The organism is Streptomyces sp. NBC_00249, assembly GCF_026342355.1.
Lineage (GTDB): Bacteria > Actinomycetota > Actinomycetes > Streptomycetales > Streptomycetaceae > Streptomyces.
The window spans coordinates 477,408-503,564 of record NZ_JAPEMV010000006.1 but is presented as its reverse complement, the minus strand read 5'-3'; the positions used below and the strand labels follow the sequence as shown (position 1 = coordinate 503,564).

Genomic DNA, 26,157 nt, shown 5'->3' with positions numbered 1-26,157 from the left:
GGTGCGCTCGTCCTTGTGATCGTCGGGCAGTTCGGGTCCGATGCTAGGGCCCGTGGGAAGCGCCCGTGACCACTGGGGGGTGCTGGGCGGCCCGCTCGCCGACGGGGGCGGGCGCCAGACGGTGCCGCTTGCGCCAGGCGACGGCCGCCGCGACCACTCCGGAGACCGCGATGAAGCCGAACGAGGCGAGGAACGCGGGCGATCCGGGGGACCCGGCGCTGGCCCCCGCGATCACGTAGGCGGCGGTGTTCGGGACGGTGCCCAGGGCCGTCGCCAGCAGGAAGGGGAGCCAGCCGCAGCGCGAGACCGCGGCGATGTAGTTGGCTGCGGCGAACGGCACCCCGGGGAAGATCCGGACGGCGAGAACGGAGCGGAAACCGTGCCCGCTCAGCTGCGCGTCCGCCGCCCGCAGCCAGCGCCCGCGCAGATACGGACGCAGCGCCTCCTGTCCCATGCCCCGGCCCAGGCCGAAGGCGACCGCGGCCCCGGCCACCGTCCCGCCGACCGCCGCGAGCAGCCCGAACTGGGAACCGAAGAGCGCCCCCGCCGCCAGGTTCAGCAGCGGACGCGGCACGAACGCCGCCGTGCACAGCCCGTACGCGCCCGCGAACAGCAGCACCGCCGTGCCCACGGGGAGGCCCGGGGGCCAGCCCTCCGACAGCAGCCGCTGCGGCTCGTAGAGCACGACGCACACCCCGGCCGCCACCAGCAGCACGACGAGGAGCGACAGCCGGGTCCACGGCGCGAGGAGGAGGGACATCCCGGGAGACTAACCGAGACATATGGAGCGGCGCCGTAATCTGCGCCTCATGCGGCCGAACACCCGGTGGCCGCACCCGCCCGGCCACCCCCCTGAAGGGCGGAGCGTGACGAAGGACACGTGGGCCTGCGCGCCAAGCGCCGTGCGCCGCGCGGAAATTCGGTCGACGGGCCCGGACCGGGTCCGGCAGGATCAGCGGCATGAACCGGTCCGCCTTCCCCTCAGCGCCGTCCGCAGTCGCGGACGCGCCGAAGGCTGCCCGGGCCGCACTCCCCGCAGAGGCCCTCGCCGCATTCGACGGCGCACGAAGCTGACCCTTCCCGGAACGTCCGGCGGACCCCGCAGGGGGAGGGTCGGTCCGCCTCCAGGGGTCCCGTTCCAGCTTCGAGCCACGGGAAAGTCATCATGGCCAAGACGGCCTTCACACGGACCAAGCCGCACCTCAACATCGGCACCATGGGTCACGTGGACCACGGCAAGACCACCCTCACCGCCGCCATCACCAAGGTCCTCGCCGAGCGCGGCGGCGCCTCCTTCGTCCCGTTCGACCGCATCGACCGGGCCCCCGAGGAGGCCCGGCGCGGCATCACCATCAACCTCACCCACGTCGAGTACGAGACCGACACCCGCCACTACGCCCACGTCGACATGCCCGGCCACGCCGACTACATCAAGAACATGGTCACGGGCGCGGCCCAGCTCGACGGGGCGATCCTCGTCGTCTCCGCGCTCGACGGGGTCATGCCGCAGACCGCCGAGCACGTGCTCCTCGCCCGGCAGGTCGGGGTCGACCACATCGTCGTGGCGCTCAACAAGGCCGACGCCGGGGACCCCGAGCTGACCGACCTCGTCGAGCTGGAGGTCCGCGAGCTGCTCACCGCGCACGGCTACGGCGGCGACGGCGCGCCCGTCGTACGGGTCTCCGGACTCGGGGCGCTGGAGGGCGACCCGCGGTGGACCGGGGCGGTGGAGGCGCTGCTGGACGCGGTCGACACGTACGTGCCGACGCCGGTGCGCTACACCGACGCGCCCTTCCTGATGCCGGTCGAGAACGTCCTGACCATCACCGGCCGGGGCACCGTCGTCACCGGCGCCGTCGAGCGCGGCACCATACGCCTCGGCGACCCGGTCAGCGTGCTCGGCGGCGACGGCGAGCCGGTCCGGACGAACGTGACCGGGCTGGAGACCTTCGGGAAGCCGATGGAGGCCGCCGAGGCGGGGGACAACGTCGCGCTGCTGCTGCGCGGCGTGCACCGCGAGGGGGTGCGCCGCGGGGACGTGGTGGCCGCGCCCGGCAGCGTCGTGCCGGGCCGGCGCTTCACCGCGCAGGTCTACGTGCTCTCCGCCAAGGAGGGCGGGCGGACCACGCCCGTCTCCACCGGCTACCGGCCGCAGTTCTACATCCGCACCGCCGACGTGGTCGGCGACGTGGACCTCGGCGAGGCCGGGGTGGTCCGGCCCGGGGAGACGGTCACCATGACCGTCGAGCTGGGGCGGGACGTCCCGCTGGAGGCGGGCCTCGGCTTCGCGATCCGCGAGGGCGGGCGCACCGTCGGCGCCGGGACGGTGACCCGGGTCGGGTAGACGGCCCGGGTCCGGAGGTGGTGGCGGCGGTCCCGCTGCGTCAGACTGCCGTCACCACACGGAACCACACGGGCGTACGGACGACGAGGCGAGGAGCGGGGCGGCGATGAGCGGCGAAGGCGGCGACACGGCACTGGTGCTGGGCGGCGGGGGACTGACCGGCATCGGCTGGGAGAGCGGCATCCTCTACGGGCTCGCCCGCGCCGGGGTGGACCTCTCCACCGCCCAGCTCGTCGTCGGCACCTCCGCCGGATCCGTCGTCGGCGCCCAGCTCGCCTCCGGGCTGCTCACCCCGCAGGAGCTCTACGAGCGCCAGCTCGGCGACGCCTCCGGCGAGGCCGTGGCCCGCTTCGGCCCGGGCCTGCTGACCCGCTACGCCATGGCCATGGCCCGCTCCCGGGACGCCGCGGGCTACCGCCGGCGGATCGGGGCCATGGCGCTCGCCGCCGACACCGCCGCCGACGAGGCGGAGCGCCGCGCGGTCCTGGCGGCGCGGCTCGTCTCCCACGACTGGCCCGAGCGGCGCCTCGTCGTCACCGCCGTCGACGCGCTGAGCGGGGAGCTGGCGGCCTTCGACCGGGACAGCGGGGCCCCTCTGGTCGACGCGGTCTCGGCGAGCTGCGCGGTGCCCGGGGTGTGGCCGCCGGTCACGGTCGGAGGCCGCCGGTTCATCGACGGCGGGGTCCGCTCCGCGACCAACGCCGACGTGGCCGCCGGGTACCGGCGCGTGGTGATCATCGCCCCGATGGCCCTCGGCGCCGGGAAGATCCCCTCCCCGGCCGCGCAGGCCGAGCGGCTGCGGGCGGACGGCGCGCGGGTGCTGCTGATCACGCCCACGGCGGGGGTCCGCAAGATCTTCGGCCGCAACGTCCTGGACCCGGCCCGGCGGGACCCGGCCGCCCGGGCCGGGCTGGCGCAGGCCGAGCTGCACGCGGCGGAGGCGGCCGCGGTCTGGGCGGCCTGAGCGCGGCCCGACAATGGTGGCGTGAGCGACGAACAGATCCCGGTGCTCCGGGACGTGGACCAGGGCACCGCCAAGCTGATGCCGGACGTCGACCGGGAGCGGGCCTGGCTGCTCACCGTGGACGGGGCTCCGCAGTCGTACGTCGACCTCGACGCGCCCGAGCACCTGGAGTTCGAGTACGTACGCCGCCTCGCGCACGTCCTCGACTGCGCGGCGGAGCCGGGGGCCGCGCTGGACCTGCTGCACCTGGGCGGCGGCGCCCTGACCCTGCCGCGCTACGCGGCCGCGGTCCGGCCGGGGTCCCGGCAGACGGTGGTGGAGTTCGACGCGCGGCTCGTGGAGCTGGTGGCGGAGCACCTGCCGCTGGCCGCCGGGTCGGACGTGACGGTGCACGCCGCCGACGCCCGGGCCTGGCTGGAGGCGGCTCCGGCGGCCAGTGTGGACGTGCTGGTCGCCGACGTGTTCGGGGGTTCGCGGGTGCCCGCCCAGCTGACCTCGGCGCAGTACGCGGAGCAGGCCGCGCGGGTGCTGCGGCCCGGCGGGCTGTACGCGGCGAACCTGGCCGACGGGGCGCCGTTCGGCTTCCTCAAGGCCCAGCTGGCCAATTTCGGGGCCGTGTTCGGGGAGCTGGCCCTGATCGCGGAGCCCGGGGTGCTGCGCGGGCGGCGGTTCGGCAACGCCGTCCTGCTGGCCTCGGACGCCCCGCTGCCGCTGGCCGCGCTGGCCCGGCGGTGCGCCGCCGACGCCTTCCCGGCCCGGGTGGAGTCGGGGGAGGCGCTGGCCCGCTTCACGCGAGGGGCCCGGCCGGTGGCGGACGCCGACGCGGTGGCCTCCCCGGAGCCGCCCGCCGGGGCCTTCAGCCTCGGCTAGGCCGTCCCCAGGCCGTCCCTAGGCCGTTTCCCGGGCGGGCTCGGGGGCGGATACGGGCTCGGGCTCGGGCTCGGGTGCGGGCTTGGGGGAGCCGGCGGCCGGGGGCGGGGGCTTGCGGGTCATCCGGCGTACGTCGGGGACGAAGAGCACCGCCGCCGTGACCAGGACCACCAGGCTCGCGCAGCCCCACAGCGCCTGGGTGCGGCCGAAGGCGGTCTCCGCCGGGCCGGCCAGGGCGGTGGCCAGCGGGAGCATGGACACCGAGCCGAACCAGTCGTAGGCGGAGACCCGGGAGAACTTCTCCTCCGGGATCTCCTGGTGCATCGTGGTCATCCAGCTCACGCCGAACACCTCGATCGCCGCCCCGCTGACGAACATCACCAGGCACAGCCCCCAGGTGGGCAGCGGCACCGCCAGCCCCGCCGAGGGCAGCGCGAGCGGGAACACGCACAGGGTGCCCACCAGCAGCAGGCGGCGCGGTTTCCAGGCCATCATCAGTACGGCCCCGGCGATGGTGCCGACCCCGAAGAAGGCCAGGGCCATGCCCCAGGGTGCGGGCCCGCCCAGCCGGTCGCGGGCCACGAGCGGCCCGTAGACCGCCTCGGCCGCGCCGACGACGGCCACCACCACGGAGAACTGGAGCACGATGCTCCACAGCCAGGGCCGGGTGCGGAACTCCACCCAGCCCTCGCGCAGATCGGCCAGCAGTCCGCCGCCGGGGGCCCGGTCGGCCACGTGGCTGACGTCCAGGAAGGCCCGTAGGGCGCCCGCGACCGCGAAGGCCAGCGCGTCCACGGCCAGCACCCAGCCCGGTCCGATCGCGGCGATCATCGCGCCGCCGAGGGCCGCGCCGCCGATTCCGGCGCCGTTCATCGCCATCCGGAAGAGGGCGAAGGCGCGGTTGGAGTGCTCGCCCGAGACGCTGGACAGGAGCATGCCCTCGGCGGCCGGGTTGAAGAAGGCCGTACCGGTTCCGCACAGCGCCGTGAGCAGCATCATCTGCCACAGCTGGGGGTCCCCGGCGAGTACGAGCACGGCGAAGGCCGCCTGCGAGACGCAGTTGAGGGCGTTGGCCGCGACCATCACGCGGTGGCGCGGCAGCCGGTCGGCGAGTGCGCCGCCGATGAGCAGGAAGAGGACGAGGGGCAGCGTACGGGCGGCGGCGACGAGGCCGACGTCCCCGCCGGAACCGCCCGCTTCGAGGACCGCGAAGGCGGCGGCGATGAGCGCCCCGTGGCTGCCGAGGTTGGTGACGACCGCGGCGCCCGTCAGCAGCGTGTAGTTGCGGCCGGCCCATGCGGGCCGACGGCGGCGTGCGGGCACGGGGGAGGGGGCTGCGGGGGGAGAGCTCACCCCCGGACTATCCCCCGCCCCGGGCCGTACTCCAAACGGATATACGGCCCGGGGCGGGGGAAACCGGAAACGGGGGAGCTAGCTGGTGGGGGTGAGGCGGATGGAGCTGAGGACCTTGTCGTAGACCTCGGCCGGCACCTCGTCCTTCACGCCGGCCACACCGACCAGGACGAAGCTCGCGAAGTCACCGACGGCGTTCTTGAAGCCGAAGCCGATCGCCTTGCCGTCGGTGGAGCACTTGTGCTCCTTCTTCACGTTCGGAGCGGTCGCGATCACCATGTGGCCCTTGAGGCCGGAGAGGGTCGTGTACTCCTTGGGCTCGGAGGGCTTGATCGTGCCCTTCGGCTCCTTCTGGGCGTAGCCCGCCCAGACCCAGCTGCCGGTGTTGTCGTAGGCGACCTGGCCGGTGTCCTTGGCACCCTGGCCGCCCTTGATGCCGGTGTCGGCGAGGGAGAACTTCTCCTCGTCGCCGTCCTTGTCCTTGTCGACGGCGCACCACTCGCCCTTGAGCGTGGCCGTACCGGACATGGTGATGACGGGCTTGCCGTCCTTGGCCACCTCGTCCTCGTAGAAGAGGGACACGCCGGAGTCGTTGACGGTCCACTCGGGGGGAACGTCGTAGGCGGCGCCGTACTTGGTGTTGACGACGACCTTCCAGCCCGGGATCACCGGCTTGAGCGCCTCGCCGGAGCGCGGGTTGGCGGCCGAGGAGGCCGGCGCGGGCGGGGGCACGACCGGGGCCGAGGAGGCGGCCGGCGGCTTGTTGTCGTCGGCCTGGGCGCTGCCCTGGCCGTCCCGCGTGAGGACGAAGGCCGCGGTGGCGGCGGCCGTGACGACGACCGCGGAGGCGGCGACGATGGCCACCGTCCGGGTCGCGTACGGGCTCCGGCCGGCCTGGGGCTGCGGCTGCTGCTGGGGCTGGCCCCACGGCTGGGCCGGGGGCGGGGTCTGGTATCCGGCCTGCGGGTATCCGTAGCCGGGCTGCTGCTCACCGAATCCCGGCTGGGGCTGCTGCTGGTACGGGTTCGGCTGTCCCGGCTGCTGCTGGTACGGGTTCTGTTGCGCGTCCTGGGGGTTCTGTCCGCCCCCGGGCGGCTGCTGCTGTCCTGGCCACATGGCCGGTAACGATAGTGGGAGCGGGTGCGCGTAGCCACGGCCACCCCCTCGTCAGGTCTGGCCAACCCCATCTACTCGTGGGTAACATCGCGTGCCATGAGCGCAGAACAGATGAACGTGGGCGAACTGCTCGCCCAGACGGTGCCGATGGCCCGCACCCTGAACCTCGAATTCGTCGAGACGACCCCGGAGCGCGCCGTCGTACGCCTGCCGGACCAGCCCGACTTCCACAACCACGTCGGCGGACCGCACGCCGGGGCGATGTTCACCCTCGCCGAGTCCGCGAGCGGCGCGATCGTCCTGGCCGCCTTCGGCGACCAGCTCTCGCGCGCCGTACCGCTGGCCGTCAAGGCCGAGATCGGCTACAAGAAGCTCGCCAAGGGCGTCGTCACCGCGACCGCCACCCTCGGCCGCCCCGCCGCCGACGTCGTCGCGGAACTCGACGCGGGCGGCCGCCCCGAGTTCCCCGTCACCATCGCCATCCAGCGCGAGGACGAGGCCGTGACCGGCGAGATGACCGTCGTCTGGACGCTGCGCCCGAACGCGTAACGGCTGACCTGCGGGGGAGCGGGCGGCGCTGCCGGGTCCGCGCCGGCGGGACGTGCGTGGAGGCGGCTGCTCCGTGTGCGGGGCCGCGTACGTCCGCCGGGCCGGTGGCGGCGTACGGGCCGCCGTGCGCCGGCGCCCGATCGGGAAGGCCCCGTGTACCCGGGCCACCCGCGCGCGTTGAGTCCGCGGGGGGCTCCTGCCGGAGACGGCCGGTGCCCGCCCCGGCCGACGCGGCGGCCCGGGCCTGACGGTACGGACGGCCCGGGCGCCGCCTTCCCGAAGGAGCGCACCACCATGGGCAGGAAGAAGCTCAACAAGCCCGGCCGCAGCCGCCGCGCGGACCACACCCTCCAGCAGCTGCAGCCCCCCGGCTACCACGAGTGGATCAAGGTCGATGCCGGGCCCGCCACCGCCGACCCCCACCTCACCCCCGACGCCGCCGACCTCCTCCAGCGCCTCGGACGCCTCCGCGCCCACTACCCGGGCCGCGTCCCCCTGCAGGCCGTACACCTCGACATCGCCATCGACGAGGGCACCGTGCTGCTCCGCGACGGCGACTCCGTCGCCCCGCTCCCCGTGGCCCGGGCCGCCGAGGCGCTCGGGGTCGACCCGGCCGGCGGGGAAGTGCGTAGGGGACTGCACGAGCTGCATGCCCACGGCGGTGTCCTCGTCGGCATCGAGGAGGGCCTCACCCTGCTGAGGGTCGTCAGCCGGCGCCCCGGACGCCCCGGGGAGCCGTGGGTCTTCGCCGACACCCTGGAGGCGAGCGTCCTCCCGCAGGTGTGCATCCCCGCCCGGCCCGGCGACATCAGTCCGGAGGAGTTCACGGCGCTCGGATTCCTCAGGCTCAACATGGCCGAGGGCACCGTCGCCGACCCGGAGAGGTTCGCCGCGTACGAGGGCATCGGGTCCGTGGAGCGGGCCCTCGAACTGTTCGCGGCCGTCGCCGAGCTCGCCGAGGTCAAGGGCTGCTCCGCCTGCCCCTCCGGGCACCTCTGCACCCGCGACCCCGACGCCTGAGCCCGCTGCGACAGGCCCTAGCGGGGGCCGGCTCCCCGCACCGCGGCCGCCGCAGGGCTGAACCTCGCGGCCCCGAGGGCGCGTCCCGCCCGGCCCGGCCGGGAAGGCGGCGCACAGTGGACGCGGGAGCGGGCCGGCGCGGCCCGCTCCCGCCGAACCGCGCCGGCCCAGGGAGCGACCGTGAACGAGGCCGTGTCCAGACGTTCCGCGATCCGGCTGCTCGGTGCGGTGGGCGCGGCCGGCCCCCTCGCGGGCTGCGTGGCCACCGTGCCGCCCGGGGCCGTCGGAGCGCCCGGGCCGCCGCCCCACGGGGAGCCGTCGCCCGCCGCCGGGAAACCCGCCACCGCCGCCCGCATCGACGCCCTCCTCGACCGGCTCACCCCGGACGAGAAGACCGCCCTCCTGCACGGCGCCCCGGACCCCGCACCGCTGGGCCAGGCCGGGTACCTGCCCGGCGTGCCCCGCCTGGGCATCCCGGCGCTGCGCCTGGCCCACGGACCCGCCGGGGTGAGCGTCGCCCAGCACGCCACCGCACTGCCCGCGCCCGTGCTCCTCGCCTCCGCCTTCGACCCCGCGCTGGCCCGCGAGTACGGGCGGGTCCTGGGCCGGGAGGGCCGCGCGCTCGGCCAGGACGTCCTGCTCGCGCCGATGGCGGGCCTCATCCGCACCCCGTACGCGGGCCGCGCCTTCGAGACCTTCTCCGAGGACCCCAAACTCACCGCCGACCTCGTCGCCGAGGTGGTCCGCGGCATCCAGGACGAGGGCCTGATCGCCTCCGTCAAGCACTTCGCCCTCGCCAACCAGGAGCAGGGCCACGACACCCTCGACGTGACCGCCACCGACCGGACCCTGCACGAGACCGAGCTGCGCGGCTTCGAGGCCGCGGCCGCCGCCGGGGCCGGCGCGATGACGGGCGCCTCCCACAAGGTCGACGGCGTCCACGTGGGCGAGAGCCGCCACCTCCTCGACGAGGTGCTGCGCGGCCGCTGGGGGTTCGACGGCTGGGTCATGTCCGGCTGGGACGCCACCCACGCCACCGTCGCCTCGATCACCGCCGGCCTCGACATGGAGATGCCCGGCGGCGCCCGCTTCGGCGGGCCCCTGCGCGAGGCCGTGCGCGGCGGCTCCGTACCCCCCGAAGCCGTCGACCTCGCCGTACGCCGGATCCTGACCACCCTGGACCGGTTCGGGCTGCTGGCCGCGCGGCGGCCCGCGCGCCCCGCGCGCGAGCCCGCCGCCGGGGCCCGTACCGCCCGCAAGGTGGCCGCGGCCGGGGCGGTGCTGCTGCGCAACGAACGCGCCACCCTGCCGCTGACCGGTGCGGCGGCCCGCTCCCTCGCGGTGATCGGGCCCACCGGACAGGTGCCCTTCGTCAGCGGCGGCGGCAGCGCCCACGTGGTCCCCGAGCGGGCCGACTCCCCGCTCGCCGCGATCCGGCGCCGGGCCGGGAACGGCGCCACCGTCCGCCACGCCCTCGGCGAGGACCTGTACGGGCGGGCCCTGCCGCCCGCCCTGCTGACCCCGCCCGCCGACCTGGACGACCGCACCCTGGACGCCGGCCGCGCCTGGAGCCACGAGGGCTCCTTCACCCTGGCCGCCGACGACGAGTGGACCCTGCTCGTCCACCACACCGGCGCGCGGCCCTCCGTACGGCTCGACGGGGAGGAGCTGTTCCCCGTGCGGCAGGGCGCTGCCGAACGGTACGAGGGCGGACTCCTCGGCTCGGCCCCCGACGGGATGAGCGTCCGCCGCCGCACCCTCGCCCTCAAGGCCGGTGTCCACCGGCTCGCCGTCTCCGCCCACGGCGGGACCCGGGGCCAGCGCTTCCGGCTGCGGCACATCACCCGCGCGAGCCGCGCCGCCGACGTCGCCGAGGCGGTGCGCACCGCCAAGGCGGCGCAGGCCGTCGTGCTGTTCGCCTACGAGGACTCCGGCGAGGGCCGCGACCGGCCCTCGCTGGGGCTGCCGGGCGGGCAGGCCGCGCTGATCGAGGCGGTCACCGCCGCCAACCCCCGCACCACGGTGGTGCTCAACACCCCGTCCAGCACGACCATGCCCTGGCTCGCGCGGACCGGGGCCGTCCTGCAGATGTACTACCCGGGCCAGGAGGGCGCGGGCGCCACCGCCGACGTCCTCTTCGGGGACGTGGACCCGGGCGGCCGGCTCACCCAGACCTACCCGGCCGACGAGCGCGAGACCCCGGCCGCCGGGAACCCGCTGCGCTACCCGGGCGCGGGCGGCCGGCAGGAGTACACCGAGGGCGTGCACATCGGGCACCGCTGGTACGACGCGCGGCGGGTGGAGCCGCTGTTCCCCTTCGGGCACGGGCTCTCGTACACGACCTGGGCCTACGAGCAGCTCACCGTCCGGCCCGAACGCGGCGGGCTGCGCGTGGAGTTCACCGTCCGCAACACCGGCCGCCGCAAGGGCACCGAGGTGGCGCAGGTGTACGTCGGCCCGTCGCCGGACCTGGAACTCGACCAGCCGGTGCGCGCCCTGGCCGGCTACCGGCGCCTGACCCTGGCCCCGGGGCAGTCCCAGCGGGTCACCGTGACCGTCGACGCGCGGACCCTGTCCTCCTGGGACGCGGACCGGCAGGCCTGGGTGCCGGGATCCGGCCGTCGTGAAGTGTTCGCCGGTCGTTCCTCGCGCGAACTGCCGCTGCGGGCAAAGACTGTGGTGAGGAGCGGGTGAGGAGCGGATAGGCTGCCCGTTCGGCGTGTCACGGGGGCATGCCGGGTCACGACTCGGGAGGACGTACCGGTGCACATCCAGGAATGGCTGGAGACGATTCCGGCGATCAGTGTCTACCTCCTGGTGGGACTGGTCATCGGACTGGAAAGCCTGGGCATCCCGCTGCCGGGCGAGATCATCCTCGTCAGCTCGGCGCTGCTGGCATCGCAGCACGGGGAGATCGACCCCGTGGTCCTGGGCCTCTGCGCGATCGCGGGCGCGATCATCGGCGACTCCATCGGCTACGCGATCGGACGCCGGGGCGGCAAACCGCTGCTGGAGAAGCTTGGGCGGCGCTTCCCGAAGCACTTCGGGCCGGAGCACGTGGCCCTCGCCGAGCGCTCCTTCGACCGGTGGGGCATGTGGGCCGTCTTCTTCGGCCGGTTCGTGGCTCTGCTGCGGATCTTCGCCGGGCCGCTCGCGGGCGTGCTGCGCATGCCGTACTGGCGGTTCCTGGTCGCGAACGTCCTCGGCGGCATCCTGTGGGCCGGCGGCACCACCGCGGTCATCTACTCGGTCGGGATCGTCGCGGAGCCCTGGCTCAAGCGCTTCTCGTGGCTGGCGCTGGTACTGGCCCTGCTGTTCGGGCTCACGGTGACGCTGGTGGTGCGCGCCCGGATGAAGAAGGCGGCGGCCGCGGTCCGCGAGGCCGAACCGGCGGCGGCCCCGGGCACCCCGGCCGGCGTCACGGACTGACCGTACGGCCGCGCCCCGGCCGCGCCCCGGCCTCCTGGGCCGGGGCGGCGGCCCGGGTCAGGCCTGCGGGGTCACCGAGGCGCGGTGCTGCTTCGCCAGCTCCGTGTACATGGCGGCGTTGACCTTGATCCCCTCGCGCTCCTCCTCGGTGAGCGGGCGCCGCACCTTCGCGGGCACGCCCGCGACCAGGGAGCCGGGCGGGACCACCATCCCCTGCGGGACCAGGGCCTGGGCGGCGACCAGGGAGCCGGCGCCGATCACCGCGCCGTTCAGCACGGTCGCGCCCATCCCGATGAGGCAGTCGTCCTCGACCGTGCAGCCGTGCACCACCGCGTTGTGGCCGATGGAGACGCGCTCGCCGATGGACACCGGGAAGCCGGGGTCCACGTGCAGCGTGCAGTTGTCCTGCACGTTGCTGTCCGCGCCGAGCGTGATCGGGCCGCAGTCGGCGCGCAGGACGGCCGAGTACCAGATGCTCGCTCCGGCGGCCAGCGTCACGTCGCCGACGACGACCGAGGTCGGAGCGGTGAAGGCGGTCGGGTCGACGGACGGGTGCCGGTCGCCGACGCCCGCGACGAGTGCCTGGCCGTGGGTCGCCTGATGGGTCATGCGCATTCCCTCTGTTTCGGTTTTCGGCTGTCGCGCTACCGGCACCGTAGGGCACGTCCGGGCCCGTACCGGCGATGGGGTGAAGATCACAGGAGCGTGGTCAGGCCGTCCGGCGCCCGGCCCACTACCGTGGCCGGGTGCCGAAGAACCAGAACACGTTCTCATCCTTGACGGCCCTGCGCCGCCGGGTCGCCGGCCGCGTCGCGCACGCGGGCTGGCGCTGGATGCAGCAGGCGGGAGCGGTCACCGCGCAGAACCCGGGCCGGCTGCGCTTCGGCGCCATCGGCGACGGCACCCGGCTCGCCTTCCCCCAGGGCACCGTCTTCGGCGAGCGCTGGATCCGGCTCGGCTCGCACTGCATCATCGCCGAGCAGGTCACCCTGACCGCCGGGATGATGCCGGACCTCGACCTCGGCCGGGACCCGGTCCTGGTGCTGGGCAACGGCGTGGTCCTCGGCCGGGGCAGCCACGTCATCGCCGACACCCGGATCAGCATCGGCGACGACACCTTCTGCGGGCCCGGGGTGTACATCACCTCCACCAACCACAGCTACGACGACCCGCACGAGCCCGTCGGCAAGCAGTGGCCCCGCAGCGCGCCGGTGGAGATCGGACCCGGCTGCTGGCTGGGCACGGGCGCGGTGATCCTGCCCGGGGCCCGGCTGGGCCGCAACGTGGTGGTGGCCGCGGGTGCCGTCGTACGGGGCGAGGTGCCGGACCACGCGGTGGTGGCCGGGGCGCCCGCCCGGATCGTCCGCCGCTGGGAGCCCGCGACGGGCTGGCAGCCCCCGCTGCGCACCCCGGCGCCGGTGCCGATCCCGGACGGGATGACCCCGGAGCAGCTGCGCGGGCTGGCACGGCTGGCGGAGGCGGAACAGGGCGGGGCCTAGGCCGTCTGGGGCCCCTACGGCCCTTCGGTCTCAGCCGGCCGCGAGCAGCACGGTGCCCGCCAGGGCCAGGCCGGCGCCGGCCGCCTGGACCGCGCGCAGGCGCTCCTTGAGCACGGCGAAGGCGGCGAGCGCGGTGATCACCGGGTAGAGCGAGGAGAGTACGGCGGCCACGGTCACCGGACCGTTCTGCGCGGCCACCGAGTAGGTGCCGTTCGCCGCGACGTCCGCGAGCCCGACGAAGACCAGCGCGGGCAGCATGCTCCACAGCACGCGCGGCCCGGTGCTCTCGGGCAGGGCCGGGATCCCGCGCCGCGACTGCGCCCACAGGACGGTGCCGCCCACGGCGACGTTGGTGACCCGCTGGACGAACAGTGCGAGGAACAGCCCGGTCAGGGTGGAGGAGGCCTCGGAGATCAGGGCCATCACCGCGCCGAAGCCGAAGGCGGCGACGAGGGTGAGCACGACGGCGCGCCGCTGCACGGGAGCCCCGCGCAGTTCGGGTCCGCCCGCGAGGACGATGCCGACGACCGCGACGGCGATGCCCGCGAACTGTCCGAGGCCGGGCCGCTCGCCCAGCAGCAGCCCCGCTCCGACCGGTACGACCACGCCGAGGGAGCCGAGCGGGGAGACCACACCCATCGGGCCGAGGGCCAGGGCCTTGTAGAAGCTGAGCATGGCGGCCGGTCCGACGAGGCCGGCGGCGACCGCGAACCACAGCTGGGGTCCGGCCTCGCTCCAGGCGCCCGTGCCGATGACGACCGCCCCGAGCACGACGACGGCGGCGATCTGCGAGACCACGACCACGGTGACCGCGGGTATCCGGCGGGTCAGGAGCCCGCCGCCGAAGTCGGCGAGTCCCCACAGCAGGGCTGTGGCCAGGGCGAACAGGGCGGTCATGGAAGGACCTCGCAGTACAGTGTGATGAACGCGGCAGTGCAGCGTGGAGTACAACGCAGGTTAGTTCAGTCTGTTGAACTGTGTCATCCAAAATATTGGACGGAATGGTGTCGGATCTCGAACAGCTCACCCAGGCGCTCGCACGGAACCTCAAGCGGTGGCGAGGTGAGCGCGGATTCACCCTGGACGCGCTCGCGGCCCGCGCGGGAGTGAGCCGCGGCATGATCATCCAGATCGAGCAGGCCCGTACGAACCCCAGCGTCGGCACCACGGTCAAACTGGCCGACGCCCTCGGGGTCAGCATCACCACCCTGCTGGACCACGACCGCGGCCCGACGGTGCACGTGGTGCTCCCGGGGCAGGGGGTGCGCATGTGGGCCGGCGTGGCGGGCAGCGAGGCGCACATGCTGCTCGGCGACGACCGGCGCGGGCCGGTCGAGATGTGGACCTACCGGCTGGAGCCCGGGGACGGCACGGCCTCGGACCCGCACCCGGCCGGCACCTTCGAGATGCTGCACGTCACGGCCGGGGAACTGACCCTGGTCATCGAAGACGAGCGCTACGTGGTCCCGGCGGGCGGGGCGGTCTCCTTCGAGGCGAACACCCCGCACGCCTACCGCAACGAGGGCCAGGACCCGATGGAGATGACCATGGCCGTGTCGATCCCGCCGGTACCCGGCGTGGTCGCCCCGCGCTGACGGGCGGGGCGGGACCCGCGGACCGGACCCGTCAGAGGGCGGGGATCTCGATGGCCGGGCAGCGGTCCATGACCATGGCCAGACCCGCCTCGCGGGTCCGGGCGAAAGCCGCCTCGTCGACCACGTTCAGCTGGAACCAGACGGCCTCCGCGCCCGCCGCGACCGCCTCGTCGGCGACCGCGCCCGCCAGGGTGCTGTTCACGAAGACGTCCACCACGTCCACCTTGAACGGGATCTCCTCCAGCGAGGCGTAGCCGGGCTCCCCGTGCACCGTCTCGGCCTTCGGGTGCACGGGCACCACGCGCTTGCCGAACTGCTTCAGCACCCGCGCGACGCCGTAGGCCGCCCGGTCCTCGTTGTTCGACAGCCCCACCACGGCCCAGGTGTCGCCGAGCTCGGTGAGGATCTTGCGGATGGTTGCCGGGTCGCCGTACACGTGCGCCGCCTCCTGTTGCCGTTCCGGTGTCGTGCTCGTCGTGCTCGTCGTGCTCGTCGTGCTCGTCGGGACAACCACGGGCACAGCCGTCCGATTCCCGGCGGCCCGGCCCGTAGGGTGGACCGGTGAAGGCAGACCAGTACGTGACGGTGGCCCGTGAGGGGACGCACGAGTCCGAGATCAACCGCTCGCGGTTCCTGTGCTCGCTCGCGCCCGCGGCGACCGAGCGCGAGGCGCAGGAGTTCATCGCGCGCGTCCGCAAGCAGCACCCCACCGCCACGCACAACTGCTACGCCTACGTGATCGGCGCCGACGCCTCCGTGCAGAAGGCCAGCGACGACGGCGAGCCCGGCGGCACCGCCGGGGTGCCGATGCTCCAGATGCTGACCCGGCGCGACATCCGCTACGCGGTCGCCGTGGTCACCCGCTACTACGGCGGCGTGAAGCTCGGCGCCGGCGGGCTCATCCGGGCCTACGGCGGAGTCGTCGGCGAGGCCCTCGACGCCCTCGGCACCGTCACCCGCCACCGCTACCGGCTCGCCACCGTCACCGTCGACCACCAGCGGGCCGGCAAGACCCAGAACGACCTGCGCTCCACCGGCCGGGCCGTGCTCGACGTGCGCTACGGGGAGGCCGTCTCGATCGAGATCGGCCTCCCCGAGGCGGACATCGAGGCCTTCCGGGCCTGGCTCGCCGACGTCACCGCGGGGACGGCCGGCTTCGAGCTCGGCGGCGAGGCGTACGGCGACGGCTGAACCGCGCGGCCGCCGCCGCCCCGTCCTGCCGTCAGAGCTCGCCGAACAGCCGGTCGGCGTTGCGCAGCGCGTACCGGCCGACCGCCCCGCCCAGCTCGACGCCCGCCTCGTCGGCGGTGCGGCTGTGGATGCCCGAGAAGACGCGCGCGTCCACGTTGTCCTGGGTCAGCTGGCGCCAGCTCGTGTACGTGCGGCGCACGCCCGGCGCGGTGTCGCTGGTGAAGCCGAACGGGGCGGTCACCGGACCGGCGAGCGCGTCCAGCACGGCCTGTGCGGCGCCCGCGTACGTGGCGTGGCCGCTGGGGTAGTCCGGGTGCGCCGGGGTCTGGTGCAGCGGGGTCCAGGCCGGGTCGGTGCCGAGGGAGCCGGTCCGGATCGCCGTCACCGGACGCCACCGCAGGTAGGTGTACTTGCTGTCGGAGGTCGCGATCTGCGTGTCCACCTCGGCCGCGTGGAACAGCGCGAGCAGCGCCGCCTGGTCGGCGGTCGAGCGGTGCGAGCGCGCCACGGCCACCCGCAGCGGCTCCGTGTACAGGGTCAGCGAGGACCCGAACCAGAACTTCGCCGTCTCGGTCTGGCGCGGGGTGCGCACCGCGCTGTCGGCGGCCCCGTACGCACGCACCTCCGCGAGGTCGGTGCGGTAGCGGCGGGAGTCGAGCGCGGGCGGCGGGCCCAGCCGGAACTGGTCGGCGCGCTCCAGCAGGAACGGCCTGGCCAGCCGGTTGCCGTACTGCACGGCCGGGGCGTAGCCGTCCGGGGTGGGCTGCCACACGCCCGGGGCGGCGGGCGGCACCGCGAAGGGGGCGTTGACAGAGGCCGGGTCCAGGCCGTCCCCGGCCCGGGAGGCGAGCACGGCGCCGGCCTGCCGGGCGCCGGCGGCGACGCCCTGGTCCTGGGCCGCGCCGTCCGGGACCCGGCCGAGGGTGGCGGCCAGGGCCGCGTCGAGCTCGGCCCTGCGCGCGGGGGCGAGCGCCACCAGTACGTCGTGCACGGCGGAGGCCACGGCGGCGTCCTGGAACCCGGCCCGGCCGGGTCCGGCCGGGGCCTCGCGGGTGGCGCGGGCGGCGGCGATCCAGCTGATCGCCCAGGTGCGGCTGTTGGTGATCTGGGTCGGGGCGGCCGTCGCGGCGACGGTCCGGGCGGTGGTGTCGTACCACTCCAGGACCACCCCGGGAGCGGCCCCGGGGGCCTTGGCGGGTGCGGCGGCCGAGGGGACGGCGGCGGTCACGGCCAGCAGCGCGGCAGAGCCGGCGGCGAGCAGCGCGGGACGGATGCGTAGGGCGGAGGTGAGCGGCATGCGGCGAAGCTAGCCAGCGGCGCACGGCGGATTCAAGGGCCCGAAGCCGCCAGGGGAGTTCGGCCACAGACCTGTCGCAGCGGCGCCATGATCCCGTAACGGGGCCGGTGGACGGGAACGACCGGGTCAGCTGGGAAGGGGTTAGCCTGGAGGGTCGGTGCGGAGCCACGAAGGAGACAGGCGTGCGGGTCGGAGCGGTCGAGTGAAGTTCCTGCACACCTCCGACTGGCATCTGGGGCGGTCCTTCCACCGCGTGAACCTGCTCGGCGCCCAGGCCGCCTTCGTCGACCACCTCGTCGAGGCCGTCCGCGAGCACGAGGTCGACGCCGTCCTCGTTGCCGGGGACGTCTACGACCGGGCCGTGCCCCCGCTGCCCGCCGTCGAGCTGTACGACCGGGCCCTGCACCGGCTCGCCGACCTCGGCGTGCCGACCGTGATGATCTCCGGCAACCACGACTCCGCCCGCCGCCTCGGTGTCGGCGCCGGGCTGATCGGCCGGGCCGGGATCCACCTCAGGACCGACCCGGCGGGCTGCGCCGACCCCGTGGTGCTGGCCGACGTACACGGTGACGTCGCCCTGTACGGGCTGCCGTACCTGGAACCGGCCCTGGTCAAGGAGGAGTTCGGCGCGCAGAAGGTCAGCCACGAGGCGGTGCTGGGCGCGGCCATGGACCGGATCCGGGCCGACCTGGCCGGCCGGGCCCCCGGCACCCGCTCGGTGGTCCTCGCGCACGCCTTCGTCACCGGCGGGCAGGCCAGCGACAGCGAGCGCGACATCGCCGTCGGCGGGGTCGAGGCCGTCCCCGCCGCAGTCTTCGACGGGATCGACTACGCCGCCCTCGGCCACCTCCACGGCTGCCAGACGATCAACGAACGGGTCCGCTACTCGGGTTCCCCGCTCGCCTACTCCTTCTCCGAGGCCGACCACCGCAAGACCATGTGGCTGATCGAACTGGGCCCGGCCGGGGAGATCACCGCCGAGCGGATCGACACCCCCGTCCCCCGGCCGCTCGCCCGGCTGCGCGGACGCCTGGAGGACCTCCTCGACGACCCCGCGCTCACCGGCCGCGAGGACAGCTGGGTCGAGGCCACCCTCACCGACCCGGTCCGCCCCGAGGACCCCATGGCCCGCCTCGCCGCCCGCTTCCCGCACACCCTCAGCCTGGCCTTCGACCCCGAGGGCCGCGAGGAGGACGGCGCCGCCTCCTACGCGCAGCGCCTGCGGGGCCGCAGCGACCAGGAGATCGCCGAGGACTTCGTCGCCCACGTCCGCGGCGGCGGCAGCGCCGACGAGGCGGAGCGGGCCGTGCTGCGCGGTGCCTTCGACGAGGTGCGCGTCCAGGCCGCCCGCGAGGAACACCGCCAGGACCGCTCGGACCGCGAAGGCCTCCAGGAGGGCACCCGATGAGGCTGCACCGGCTCCAGGTCACCGCCTTCGGCCCCTTCGCCGAACCCCAGGAGATCGACTTCGACGCCCTGTCCGGCGCCGGGATCTTCCTCCTGCACGGCCCCACCGGAGCCGGTAAGACCTCCGTCCTCGACGCCGTCTGCTACGCCCTCTACGGATCGGTCCCCGGCTCCCGCCAGGCCCCCGGCACCACCCTGCGCAGCGACCACGCCGCCCCCGACACCCCGACCGAGGTCACCCTCGAACTCACGGCGGGCGGCCGCCGCCTGGAGATCACCCGGCGCCCCGAACAGGACCGCCCCAAGAAACGCGGCACCGGCACCACCAGGGACAAGGCCCAGAGCCTGCTGCGCGAGCACACCGGGGAGGGCTGGACCGGGCTGAGCCGCTCCCACCAGGAGATCGGCGAGGAGATCGAACAGCTCCTCGGCATGAGCCGCGAGCAGTTCTGCCAGGTGGTGCTGCTGCCGCAGGGCGAGTTCGCCCAGTTCCTGCGGGCCGGCGCCGAAGCCAGGGGCCGGCTGCTGGGACGGCTCTTCGACACCCGCCGCTTCGCCGCCGTCGAGACCCTGCTCGCCGACCGCCGCCGCGCCGCCGAGGCCAAGGTGCGGGCCGGCGACGAGAAGGTCCTCGCCGCCGCCCAGCGGCTCGCCCAGGCCGCCGGGGACTGCGCCGACCTGCGGGCCTGGCCGCTGCCCGCCCACCAGCCCGGCGACCCCGGCCTCGCCGACGCCGTCCGGGCCTGGGCGGCCGTCGCCCGCTGCTCCGCCCGGGAGCGGCTCACCGTCGCCGAGTACACCCTCGCCGCTGCCGAGGGACGCCACGCCGCCGCCCGGCGCGCCGCCGAGGAGGAACGCGAGCTCGACCGGCTCCAGCACCGGCACGCCGAGACCGCCCGCCGGGCGGCCCTGCTGGCCGACGCCGCCCCGGAGCGCGAACGCGTACGGGAACTCCTGGACCGGGCCCGCCGGGGCGCCCTCGTGGCCCCCGCCCTGGAACTGCGCGGGGCCGCGGCCGGCGCCCACCTCACCGCCGCGCACGCCGAGGGCGTGGCCCGCTCCGAGCTGCCCCCGCCCCTCGCCGGAGCGGGCACCGAGCAGCTGGCCGCCGTCGAGCAGCGGCTGCGCGAGGACCTCGGCGCGGCCGGCGCCGCCCAGCGGGCGGAGCAGCGCAGCGCCGAGATCGGCCGCGAGCGCGCCACGCTGGAGCGCGAGTCCCGTGACGCCGAGGAGCAGCGGCAGGAGTCCGCCGACTGGCTCGCCCGCTGGGAGGCCACCCGCGCCGCGCTCCAGGAGCGGGTCGACGCCGCCCAGCAGGCCGCCACCCTGGCCGAGCAGCTCGCGGGCCGGCTGGAACCGGCCCGGATGCAGCTGACCGCCGCCCGCCGCCGCGACGAACTCGGGGCGGCCGCCGAAGCCGCCTCCGGCGAACTGCTCTCCGTACGCGAGGAGTCCACCGCCGCCCGGGAACGCTGGCTGGAGCTGAAGGAGGCCCGGCTGCGCGGCATCGCCGCCGAACTGGCCGAGGCCCTCCACCCCGGCGAGCCCTGCGCGGTGTGCGGATCGGCGGAGCACCCCGCTCCCGCCCGTCCCGCCCCCGGCCACGTGGACCGGGCCGCCGAGGACGCCGCCCAGGCCCGCTCCGAGCAGGCCGAGGAGCGCCGGGCCGCCGTCGAGCGCAGGCTCGCCGCCGTCCAGGAGGCCGAGGCCGAGGCCGCCTCCGCCGCCGGGGACGCCACCACCGCCGAACTCCTCGCCCTCACCTCGGACCTGAGCTCCCGGCACGCCGCCGCCCACGCGGACGCCGCCGGACTGCACACCGCCCGCGAGCGCCTCGCCCGCGCCGAGCGGGAGCACGACGTACGCAGCTCCGACCGGCTCGATGCCGAACGCCGGGCCGCGGCCCGGGCCTCCCGGCGCGAGGCCCTCGACCAGGAGCAGGCCTCGCTGGAGGCCGAACTGGTCCTCGTACGGGGCGACTCGCCCAGCGTCGCGGCCCGCGCCCGCACCCTGGAGGACCGGATCCGCATGGTCACCGGCGCCGCCGCGGCGCTGCGCCGCGCCGAGGTCACCGCCGCGCGCCTGAAGGAGGCCGACGGGCAGCTGGCCGACGCCGCCTTCAAGGCCGGCTTCGACACCACCGAGGCCGCGGCCGAAGCCGTCCTCCCCGAGTACGAACGCACCGGCCTCCAGCACCGCACGGACGCCTGGCAGGCCGAGGAGGCGATGCTCGCCGACCGGCACGCCGAGCAGGACACCGCCCGCGCGGCGGCCCTGCCCCCGGCCGACGCCCGGACCGCCGAGGAACAGGAGGCCCGCGCCGCCGCCCGGCTGCGCACGGCCGGCTCCGCCGTGGACGCCGCCCGGCTGCGCTGCGCCGAGCTGGACCGGCTCTCCCGGCAGGCCGAGCAGGAGCTGCGGGCGCTGGGACCGCTGCGCGAGGCGTACGAGCGCGTGGCCCGGCTCGCCGGACTCACCGCGGGCACCTCCGCCGACAACGAGCGCCGGATGCGCCTGGAGGCGTACGTCCTGGCGGCCCGGCTGGAGCAGGTCGCCGCGGCGGCGACGGTACGGCTGCTGCGGATGTCCGGCGGCCGCTACACCCTGGTGCACTCCGATGCCCGCTCGGGCGGCCGGGGCCGCTCCGGTCTGGGGCTGCACGTGGTGGACGCCTGGACGGGCAGCGAGCGGGACACCGCCACCCTCTCGGGCGGCGAGACCTTCTTCGCCTCGCTCGCGCTGGCCCTGGGACTGGCCGACGTGGTCACCGACGAGGCGGGCGGCATGCGCCTGGACACCCTCTTCATCGACGAGGGCTTCGGCAGCCTCGACGACCAGGCCCTGGACGAGGTGCTCGACGTCCTGGACTCCCTGCGGGAACGGGACCGCAGCGTCGGCATCGTCAGCCACGTCGGAGACCTGCGCACCCGGGTCCAGGCCCAGCTGGAGATCGTCAAGCAGCGCGGCGGCTCTGTGGTGCGCCACCGCACGGCCGGGGTCGCGGACCGAACGGTCACGGACTGAGCGGACGCCGGGGCAGCGGGGAGGAGTAGACGACGCTGGTGGTCACCGCGCCGAGCCCGGAGATCCGGCCCGTGACCTCCTCCAGGTGCCCCATGGAGCGGGCGGCGACCTTGAGGACGAAGCAGTCGTCGCCGGTGACGTGGTGGGCCTCCAGGATCTCCGGGGTCGCCTCCAGGAAGTCGTGGAACGGCTTGTAGTTGCCGTGCGGGTAGCGCAGCCGGACCAGCGCCAGGATGGCCTTGCCCAGCTTCTCGTGGTCGACGACGGCCGTGTAGCCGGTGATGATCCCGGCGTCCTCCAGCCGGCGGACCCGTTCGGTGACGGCGCTCGCGGACATGGAGACGGTACGGGCCAGCTCGGTGAAGCTGGCGCGGCCGTCCTGCTGGAGGGCCGCCAGGATGCGCCAGTCGGTGGCGTCGGGGGAATAGCCGGTCATGCCGGAGTTCTAGCAGGGGAATCCCCGCCGGAACAAGGGAAAGGCCGGGGAAATCCACTTCCGGGGATGATCAACAGTTCGTAGATTTTGAGCCATGACGACGACGCAGAACGCCACCACCGCCACCGCCACCGGCACTGCCCCCGCCGCCCCCGCCAACCCCGTGCTCCGGGTCCCCCCGGCCAGCCCGGCCGCGGCCGCCGCGTACTTCGCCGCGAGCCTGGCCTTCCACGCGGACGTCTCCGACGTGGCCGCCGCCTTCAAGGCCCACCGCGAGCAGGGCGCCGAGCTCGGCTTCCAGCTGATCGACTCCCGCTCCACGCCCTCCTGGGACCAGGCCCACGTGCCCGGCGCGATCCACCTGCCGACGGCCCTGATCCCCGAGCAGGCCGACAAGCTCCTCGACCGGAACGTCCCCGTGGTGACGTACTGCTGGGGCCCCGGCTGCAACGGAGGCACCCGCTCCGCCCTCGCCCTGGCCGAACTCGGCTTCCAGGTCAAGGAGATGCTCGGCGGCATCGAGTACTGGATCCGGGAGGGCTTCGAGGTCGAGACCTGGCAGGGCACCGAGCAGCGCGCCGAGGCCGACCCGCTGACCGCCCCCACCGACTCGGACGACTGCGGCTGCTGACCCGCGCCACCGCGCCACCGCGTACGACAGCGCCGCCGCGTACGACAACGGGCCGCCCACCCCCTCCAGGGGGCGGCCGGCCCGTCGGCGTTTCCGGTCGGCTCCGTGGCGGCGGCCGGGTCAGAGCTTGGAGAGCTCGTCGACCAGGTCGTCCAGCCCCAGCGAACCCTGCGACAGCGCCGCCATGTGCCACGCCTTCAGGTCGAAGGCGTCCCCGTGCGCGGCGCGGGCGTTGTCCCGGCCCAGCAGCCAGGCGCGCTCGCCCAGCTTGTAGCCGATGGCCTGGCCCGGCATCGACAGGTAGCGGGTCAGCTCGCTCTCGACGAAGTCCGCCGGCCGCCCGCTGTGCAGGCCGAAGAACTCCTGCGCCAGGTCGACCGTCCAGCGCTCGCCCGGGTGGAAGGGCGAGTCCGCCGGGATCTCCAGCCCCAGGTGCATGCCGATGTCCACGATCACCCGCGCGGCGCGCATCATCTGGCAGTCGAGGTAGCCCAGCCGCTGTTCGGCGTCCTTGAGGTAGCCGAGCTCGTCCATCAGGCGCTCCGCGTACAGGGCCCAGCCCTCGGCGTTGGCGCTGACGAGGCCGACGGTCGCCTGGTAGCGGGACAGCTGGTCCGCGACGTGCGTCCACTGCGCGAGCTGGAGGTGGTGGCCCGGGACGCCCTCGTGGTACCAGGTGGAGACCAGGTCGTACACCGGGAAGCGGGTCTGCCCCATGGTGGGCAGCCAGGTCCGGCCGGGACGGGAGAAGTCCTCCGACGGGTTGGTGTAGTACGGGGCCGCGGCCCCGCCCGCCGGGGCGATCATGGACTCGACGCGCTTGACCCGCTCGGCGAGCTCGAAGTGCGTGCCGTCGAGGTTCTCGATGGCCTCGTCCATCAGGCCCTGGAGCCACTCCCGGACCTCGTCGACGCCCTCGATGTGGGTGCCGTGCTCGTCCAGGTGCCGCAGCGCGTCCCACGGGTTCGGGTCGCCCGGCAGGATCTTCGCCGCCTCGGCCTTCATCTCCGCGAGCAGCCGGTGGTACTCCGCCCAGCCGTAGGCGTACGCCTCGTCCAGGTCCAGGTCGGTGCCGTTGAAGTAGCGCGACCAGCGGGCGTAGCGCTCGCGGCCCACCGGGTCGGGCGCGTCCGCGACCGCCGGGGCGTACACGTCCCGCATCCAGTCGCGCAGCTCGACCACGGCCGCCGTCGCACCGGCCGCCGCCTCGTCCAGCTCGGCGCGCAGCGCCTCCGGGCCCGGGGCCACGAACTCGCCGAAGAATCCCGGGCCGCCGTCGCCGTCCTGGCCCGCCCAGGTGGTGAGCTGCCCGACGAAGGTGGCGGCGGGGCGGGGGCTGCCGTACAGCCCCCGCTCCAGGCCGAGGGCGAGGCTCTCGCGGTAGCCGGCGTAGGCGGCCGGAACGCCGCGCAGCCGCTCGGCGATCGCGGCCCAGTCGGCTTCCGTCTCGGCCGGGGTCAGGGTGAAGACCTCGCGGACGGAGTGCGCGGGGGAGTGGATGTTGCTGACGGCGCGCAGGTCCTCGTCGGCGTCGTGGACGGCGAGTTCGGCGTCCAGGCGCTCGCGCAGGAGGCGGCCGCAACGGCGTTCGGCGTCGGTGTCCGCACCGGGCAGCCGCTCGGCGGCGTCGAGCGCGGCGAGGGTGGCCCGCGCCAGAGAGGCGGCGGCCGCCCGGCCGGCGGGGGAGAAGTCCGGCAGTTTGCTGTAACTGGTCGCGACACCGAGATAGGTGCCCACGATCGGGTCGATGGCGATGAGTTCGTCGACATAGGCATCGGCGACCTGGCGGGGCAGACGGGCTGCGCTGTCGCTGTGGAGGGTCTCTGACATCCCGCCATCTTCGTATGCGGGACGCCTCCGCGTCATCACCATACCGACCCTGACCTCCTGTCGGAGCCGAAGTCCGGGCCGGGGCGCGGGGGGTACGGGGCGGTCCGCGCCCGGGGGTTCCCGGGCGCGGACCGGTGGCCGTCGCTCAGCGCTGGGGCTTGGTCCCGGGCTCGTACGGGAGCCGGTCGCGCGGGACCTCGTAGGGCAGCCGCGAGTTGACCGGGGTGGCGTCGAGGCGGGCCGTGATCACCAGGGTGCCCTCCTCGATCTGGTAGTCGAGGGGGAGGCCGAGGCCGCGCATCGCCGCGACCATGCCGGTGTTGGAGGACTGGGTGACGGCGTAGACGCTGTCGCACCCGGCCTCGACGGCGAGCGCGAGGAGGCGGCGCAGCAGCTCGGAGCCGATGCCGCGGCGCTGCCAGTCGTCCTCGATGAGCAGGGCCACCTCGGTCTCGTCCCCGTCCCACAGCAGGTGGCCGAGGGCGACGAGCTTGCCGGAGGCGGTGGTGGCGGCGAGGGTGCGGCCGAAGCGGGGGCTCAGCAGGTGGCCGAGGTAGCGGTCGGCGTCGGCGACCGGGCCGTGGTAGCGCAGGCCCAGCGTGCGCTCCGAGCAGCGGTCGTGCATGGCGCGGGCGGCCGGGAGGTCGGCGCCGTCGGCGCGCCGGACGGTGATCTCGTTGCCCTCGGGCAGGGTCAGGACGTCCTGGCTGCGCGGGACGCGCGGGCCGAGGCGGGCGTCGAGCTCGACGAGGGCCCGGGCGCGGGCGAACTCGGTCGGGGTGAAGGGCAGGTACGGCCGCTCCACGGTGATGGCGCCGCCCGAGGGGTCGCGCAGCCGCATCACGGTGGCTTCCAGGACGCCTTCGACGGGGGCGTCGGCGCCCGCGTTGGGGCGGCCCGAGAGGGTGGTGGCGGGGATCGAGTGGATGGTGCAGCGGCCCAGCAGCTGGCGCAGCGCGAGCGGGAGCTCGGCGGCGTCCAGGGCGGTGCGGGTGGCGAGGCCCAGGACCCGGGTGGGGGTGTCCACCAGGTCGTGGGCGTCGGCCCGTTCGATCCAGGTGCTGTGGCCGCCGGCCTGGGCGACGGCCCGGGCGAGTTCGGCGGAGGCGAGGTCCTGCGGGGCGCGCAGGAGGAACTCGTCGACGGTGCCGCCCTCGGGGAGGGGGTGGGTCTGCAGGGTCAGGATGTCGACGCGGTGACGGGCCAGGGCCGTGCAGAGCGCGGCCAGGCTGCCGGGCTCGTCCCGTACGGTCGTCCGCATCCGCCACAGGGCGGCCGTGGCCGCCGGGGCGGGACCTGCGCCGACGGGTGCGGCGGCCGCGGGCGGCGCCGGATCCGAGGGCGCCGTGTCACCGGGCGGCGGCGCATGACTGTGACGGCGTGCCCACCAGGTGTGGAAGGCGGCCGTGATCAGCAGCGCCACCGCCGAGGCGACCAGCAGGAAGGGGCCCCGGGGGCCGTGCGCGACGAGGTTGGCGATGGCGTCGGCCACTGCCACGGCGCAGAAGAGGGCGGCGAGTTCGACGAGGTCCCGGCGCCAGTGGTGGCGGTGGGGACGGGCGGCGGAGGAGGCGGGGCTACGGTCAGTCATGCACACCACTG

At 75.1% G+C, this 26,157-nt stretch carries 23 protein-coding genes; 13 read left to right on the top strand and 10 right to left on the bottom strand.

Translation table 11 applies throughout. The features are described 5' to 3' along the window. Nucleotides 1–43 precede the first annotated feature (43 nt). Nucleotides 44–760 (bottom strand): TVP38/TMEM64 family protein, encoded by a 717-nt coding sequence (locus OOK31_RS27110; RefSeq protein WP_267089963.1) that lies wholly within the window; start codon nt 758–760, stop codon nt 44–46. 405 nt (nt 761–1,165) lie between these two features. On the opposite strand from OOK31_RS27110, the gene tuf reads away from it, so the two are divergent. The 3 genes from tuf (at nt 1,166) to OOK31_RS27095 (ending at nt 4,178) form a co-directional block, all read left to right on the top strand. Continuing rightward, complete coding sequence (gene tuf, locus OOK31_RS27105) at nt 1,166–2,344, top strand: elongation factor Tu (protein ID WP_267089962.1); 1,179 nt, start codon at nt 1,166–1,168, stop codon at nt 2,342–2,344. A gap of 106 nt (nt 2,345–2,450) precedes the next feature. Continuing rightward, a complete protein-coding gene (locus tag OOK31_RS27100) occupies nt 2,451–3,308 on the top strand; it encodes a patatin-like phospholipase family protein (protein ID WP_267089961.1) in 858 nt (285 codons plus the stop codon). Nucleotides 3,309–3,386: 78 nt separating this feature from the next. Next, on the top strand, nt 3,387–4,178 hold the full coding sequence (locus OOK31_RS27095; protein WP_267090030.1) for a spermidine synthase: 792 nt from the start codon (nt 3,387–3,389) through the stop codon (nt 4,176–4,178). Nucleotides 4,179–4,196: 18 nt separating this feature from the next. Here the strand turns inward: OOK31_RS27095 and OOK31_RS27090 are convergent, their stop codons facing one another. Both OOK31_RS27090 and OOK31_RS27085 read right to left on the bottom strand, forming a co-directional pair. After that, nucleotides 4,197–5,531, bottom strand: coding sequence for an MFS transporter (locus OOK31_RS27090; protein ID WP_267089960.1), 1,335 nt, complete (start codon nt 5,529–5,531; stop codon nt 4,197–4,199). A 78-nt stretch (nt 5,532–5,609) separates the two neighbouring features. Continuing rightward, nucleotides 5,610–6,647, bottom strand: coding sequence for a hypothetical protein (locus OOK31_RS27085; RefSeq protein WP_267089959.1), 1,038 nt, complete (start codon nt 6,645–6,647; stop codon nt 5,610–5,612). 111 nt (nt 6,648–6,758) lie between these two features. On the opposite strand from OOK31_RS27085, the gene OOK31_RS27080 reads away from it, so the two are divergent. The 4 genes from OOK31_RS27080 (at nt 6,759) to OOK31_RS27065 (ending at nt 11,645) form a co-directional block, all read left to right on the top strand. Then, complete coding sequence (locus OOK31_RS27080) at nt 6,759–7,196, top strand: DUF4442 domain-containing protein (RefSeq protein ID WP_267090029.1); 438 nt, start codon at nt 6,759–6,761, stop codon at nt 7,194–7,196. Nucleotides 7,197–7,490: 294 nt separating this feature from the next. Next, the gene (locus OOK31_RS27075) at nt 7,491–8,216 is read left to right on the top strand and encodes a hypothetical protein (RefSeq protein ID WP_267089958.1); all 726 of its coding nucleotides are present in this window, start codon (nt 7,491–7,493) and stop codon (nt 8,214–8,216) included. 180 nt (nt 8,217–8,396) lie between these two features. Further along, nucleotides 8,397–10,910, top strand: coding sequence for a beta-glucosidase (locus tag OOK31_RS27070; protein WP_267089957.1), 2,514 nt, complete (start codon nt 8,397–8,399; stop codon nt 10,908–10,910). Nucleotides 10,911–10,979: 69 nt separating this feature from the next. Then, nucleotides 10,980–11,645 carry a DedA family protein gene (locus tag OOK31_RS27065; protein WP_267089956.1) on the top strand — a complete coding sequence of 222 codons (666 nt, stop codon included), beginning with the start codon at nt 10,980–10,982 and terminating at the stop codon, nt 11,643–11,645. A 57-nt stretch (nt 11,646–11,702) separates the two neighbouring features. Here OOK31_RS27065 and OOK31_RS27060 read toward each other — a convergent pair whose 3' ends face one another. Continuing rightward, nucleotides 11,703–12,254, bottom strand: a complete 552-nt coding sequence (locus OOK31_RS27060) for a gamma carbonic anhydrase family protein (protein ID WP_267089955.1) — start codon at nt 12,252–12,254, stop codon at nt 11,703–11,705. Nucleotides 12,255–12,391: 137 nt separating this feature from the next. Here OOK31_RS27060 and OOK31_RS27055 point away from each other — a divergent pair, with 137 nt between their 5' ends. Further along, on the top strand, nt 12,392–13,144 hold the full coding sequence (locus OOK31_RS27055) for an acyltransferase (protein WP_267089954.1): 753 nt from the start codon (nt 12,392–12,394) through the stop codon (nt 13,142–13,144). 30 nt (nt 13,145–13,174) lie between these two features. On the opposite strand, the gene OOK31_RS27050 is transcribed toward OOK31_RS27055, so the two are convergent. Further along, nucleotides 13,175–14,041, bottom strand: coding sequence for a DMT family transporter (locus OOK31_RS27050; RefSeq protein WP_267089953.1), 867 nt, complete (start codon nt 14,039–14,041; stop codon nt 13,175–13,177). A 107-nt stretch (nt 14,042–14,148) separates the two neighbouring features. Here OOK31_RS27050 and OOK31_RS27045 point away from each other — a divergent pair, with 107 nt between their 5' ends. Further along, nucleotides 14,149–14,739: an XRE family transcriptional regulator gene (locus OOK31_RS27045; protein WP_267090028.1), complete on the top strand. Its 591-nt coding sequence runs from the start codon at nt 14,149–14,151 to the stop codon at nt 14,737–14,739. Nucleotides 14,740–14,770: 31 nt separating this feature from the next. On the opposite strand, the gene OOK31_RS27040 is transcribed toward OOK31_RS27045, so the two are convergent. Next, nucleotides 14,771–15,175, bottom strand: coding sequence for a CoA-binding protein (locus OOK31_RS27040; RefSeq protein WP_267089952.1), 405 nt, complete (start codon nt 15,173–15,175; stop codon nt 14,771–14,773). A gap of 125 nt (nt 15,176–15,300) precedes the next feature. Here OOK31_RS27040 and OOK31_RS27035 point away from each other — a divergent pair, with 125 nt between their 5' ends. Continuing rightward, nucleotides 15,301–15,930 (top strand): YigZ family protein, encoded by a 630-nt coding sequence (locus OOK31_RS27035; protein ID WP_267089951.1) that lies wholly within the window; start codon nt 15,301–15,303, stop codon nt 15,928–15,930. Between the two features lie 31 nt (nt 15,931–15,961). On the opposite strand, the gene OOK31_RS27030 is transcribed toward OOK31_RS27035, so the two are convergent. Further along, on the bottom strand, nt 15,962–17,227 hold the full coding sequence (locus OOK31_RS27030; protein ID WP_267089950.1) for a vanadium-dependent haloperoxidase: 1,266 nt from the start codon (nt 17,225–17,227) through the stop codon (nt 15,962–15,964). A gap of 202 nt (nt 17,228–17,429) precedes the next feature. On the opposite strand from OOK31_RS27030, the gene OOK31_RS27025 reads away from it, so the two are divergent. Together OOK31_RS27025 and OOK31_RS27020 are read left to right on the top strand one after the other, a co-directional pair. Further along, entirely contained in the window at nt 17,430–18,635 is a 1,206-nt protein-coding gene (locus tag OOK31_RS27025; protein WP_267089949.1) for an exonuclease SbcCD subunit D, read from the top strand. Beyond that, complete coding sequence (locus OOK31_RS27020; protein ID WP_267089948.1) at nt 18,632–21,658, top strand: SMC family ATPase; 3,027 nt, start codon at nt 18,632–18,634, stop codon at nt 21,656–21,658. Before OOK31_RS27025 ends, OOK31_RS27020 begins: the two co-directional genes overlap by 4 nt. On the opposite strand, the gene OOK31_RS27015 is transcribed toward OOK31_RS27020, so the two are convergent. Then, entirely contained in the window at nt 21,648–22,094 is a 447-nt protein-coding gene (locus OOK31_RS27015; protein WP_267089947.1) for an Lrp/AsnC family transcriptional regulator, read from the bottom strand. The two genes, OOK31_RS27020 and OOK31_RS27015, sit on opposite strands and share 11 nt — an antisense overlap. 94 nt (nt 22,095–22,188) lie before the next feature. Here OOK31_RS27015 and OOK31_RS27010 point away from each other — a divergent pair, with 94 nt between their 5' ends. Continuing rightward, the gene (locus OOK31_RS27010; protein ID WP_267089946.1) at nt 22,189–22,725 is read left to right on the top strand and encodes a rhodanese-like domain-containing protein; all 537 of its coding nucleotides are present in this window, start codon (nt 22,189–22,191) and stop codon (nt 22,723–22,725) included. 120 nt (nt 22,726–22,845) lie between these two features. Here the strand turns inward: OOK31_RS27010 and OOK31_RS27005 are convergent, their stop codons facing one another. Both OOK31_RS27005 and OOK31_RS27000 read right to left on the bottom strand, forming a co-directional pair. Further along, a complete protein-coding gene (locus tag OOK31_RS27005; RefSeq protein ID WP_267089945.1) occupies nt 22,846–24,555 on the bottom strand; it encodes a DUF885 domain-containing protein in 1,710 nt (569 codons plus the stop codon). 145 nt (nt 24,556–24,700) lie between these two features. Continuing rightward, complete coding sequence (locus OOK31_RS27000; protein WP_267089944.1) at nt 24,701–26,146, bottom strand: GNAT family N-acetyltransferase; 1,446 nt, start codon at nt 26,144–26,146, stop codon at nt 24,701–24,703. Between the last annotated feature and the right edge of the window lie 11 nt (nt 26,147–26,157).

Coding starts and splice junctions, on each gene's coding strand:
- OOK31_RS27110 (WP_267089963.1), bottom strand. CDS start 760: ATGTCCCTCCTCCTCGCGCCGTGGACCCGGCTGTCGCTCCTCGTCGTG.
- tuf (WP_267089962.1), top strand. CDS start 1,166: ATGGCCAAGACGGCCTTCACACGGACCAAGCCGCACCTCAACATCGGC.
- OOK31_RS27100 (WP_267089961.1), top strand. CDS start 2,451: ATGAGCGGCGAAGGCGGCGACACGGCACTGGTGCTGGGCGGCGGGGGA.
- OOK31_RS27095 (WP_267090030.1), top strand. CDS start 3,387: ATGCCGGACGTCGACCGGGAGCGGGCCTGGCTGCTCACCGTGGACGGG.
- OOK31_RS27085 (WP_267089959.1), bottom strand. CDS start 6,647: ATGTGGCCAGGACAGCAGCAGCCGCCCGGGGGCGGACAGAACCCCCAG.
- OOK31_RS27080 (WP_267090029.1), top strand. CDS start 6,759: ATGAACGTGGGCGAACTGCTCGCCCAGACGGTGCCGATGGCCCGCACC.
- OOK31_RS27075 (WP_267089958.1), top strand. CDS start 7,491: ATGGGCAGGAAGAAGCTCAACAAGCCCGGCCGCAGCCGCCGCGCGGAC.
- OOK31_RS27060 (WP_267089955.1), bottom strand. CDS start 12,254: ATGACCCATCAGGCGACCCACGGCCAGGCACTCGTCGCGGGCGTCGGC.
- OOK31_RS27050 (WP_267089953.1), bottom strand. CDS start 14,041: ATGACCGCCCTGTTCGCCCTGGCCACAGCCCTGCTGTGGGGACTCGCC.
- OOK31_RS27030 (WP_267089950.1), bottom strand. CDS start 17,227: ATGCCGCTCACCTCCGCCCTACGCATCCGTCCCGCGCTGCTCGCCGCC.
- OOK31_RS27020 (WP_267089948.1), top strand. CDS start 18,632: ATGAGGCTGCACCGGCTCCAGGTCACCGCCTTCGGCCCCTTCGCCGAA.
- OOK31_RS27015 (WP_267089947.1), bottom strand. CDS start 22,094: ATGACCGGCTATTCCCCCGACGCCACCGACTGGCGCATCCTGGCGGCC.
- OOK31_RS27010 (WP_267089946.1), top strand. CDS start 22,189: ATGACGACGACGCAGAACGCCACCACCGCCACCGCCACCGGCACTGCC.
- OOK31_RS27005 (WP_267089945.1), bottom strand. CDS start 24,555: ATGTCAGAGACCCTCCACAGCGACAGCGCAGCCCGTCTGCCCCGCCAG.
- OOK31_RS27000 (WP_267089944.1), bottom strand. CDS start 26,146: ATGACTGACCGTAGCCCCGCCTCCTCCGCCGCCCGTCCCCACCGCCAC.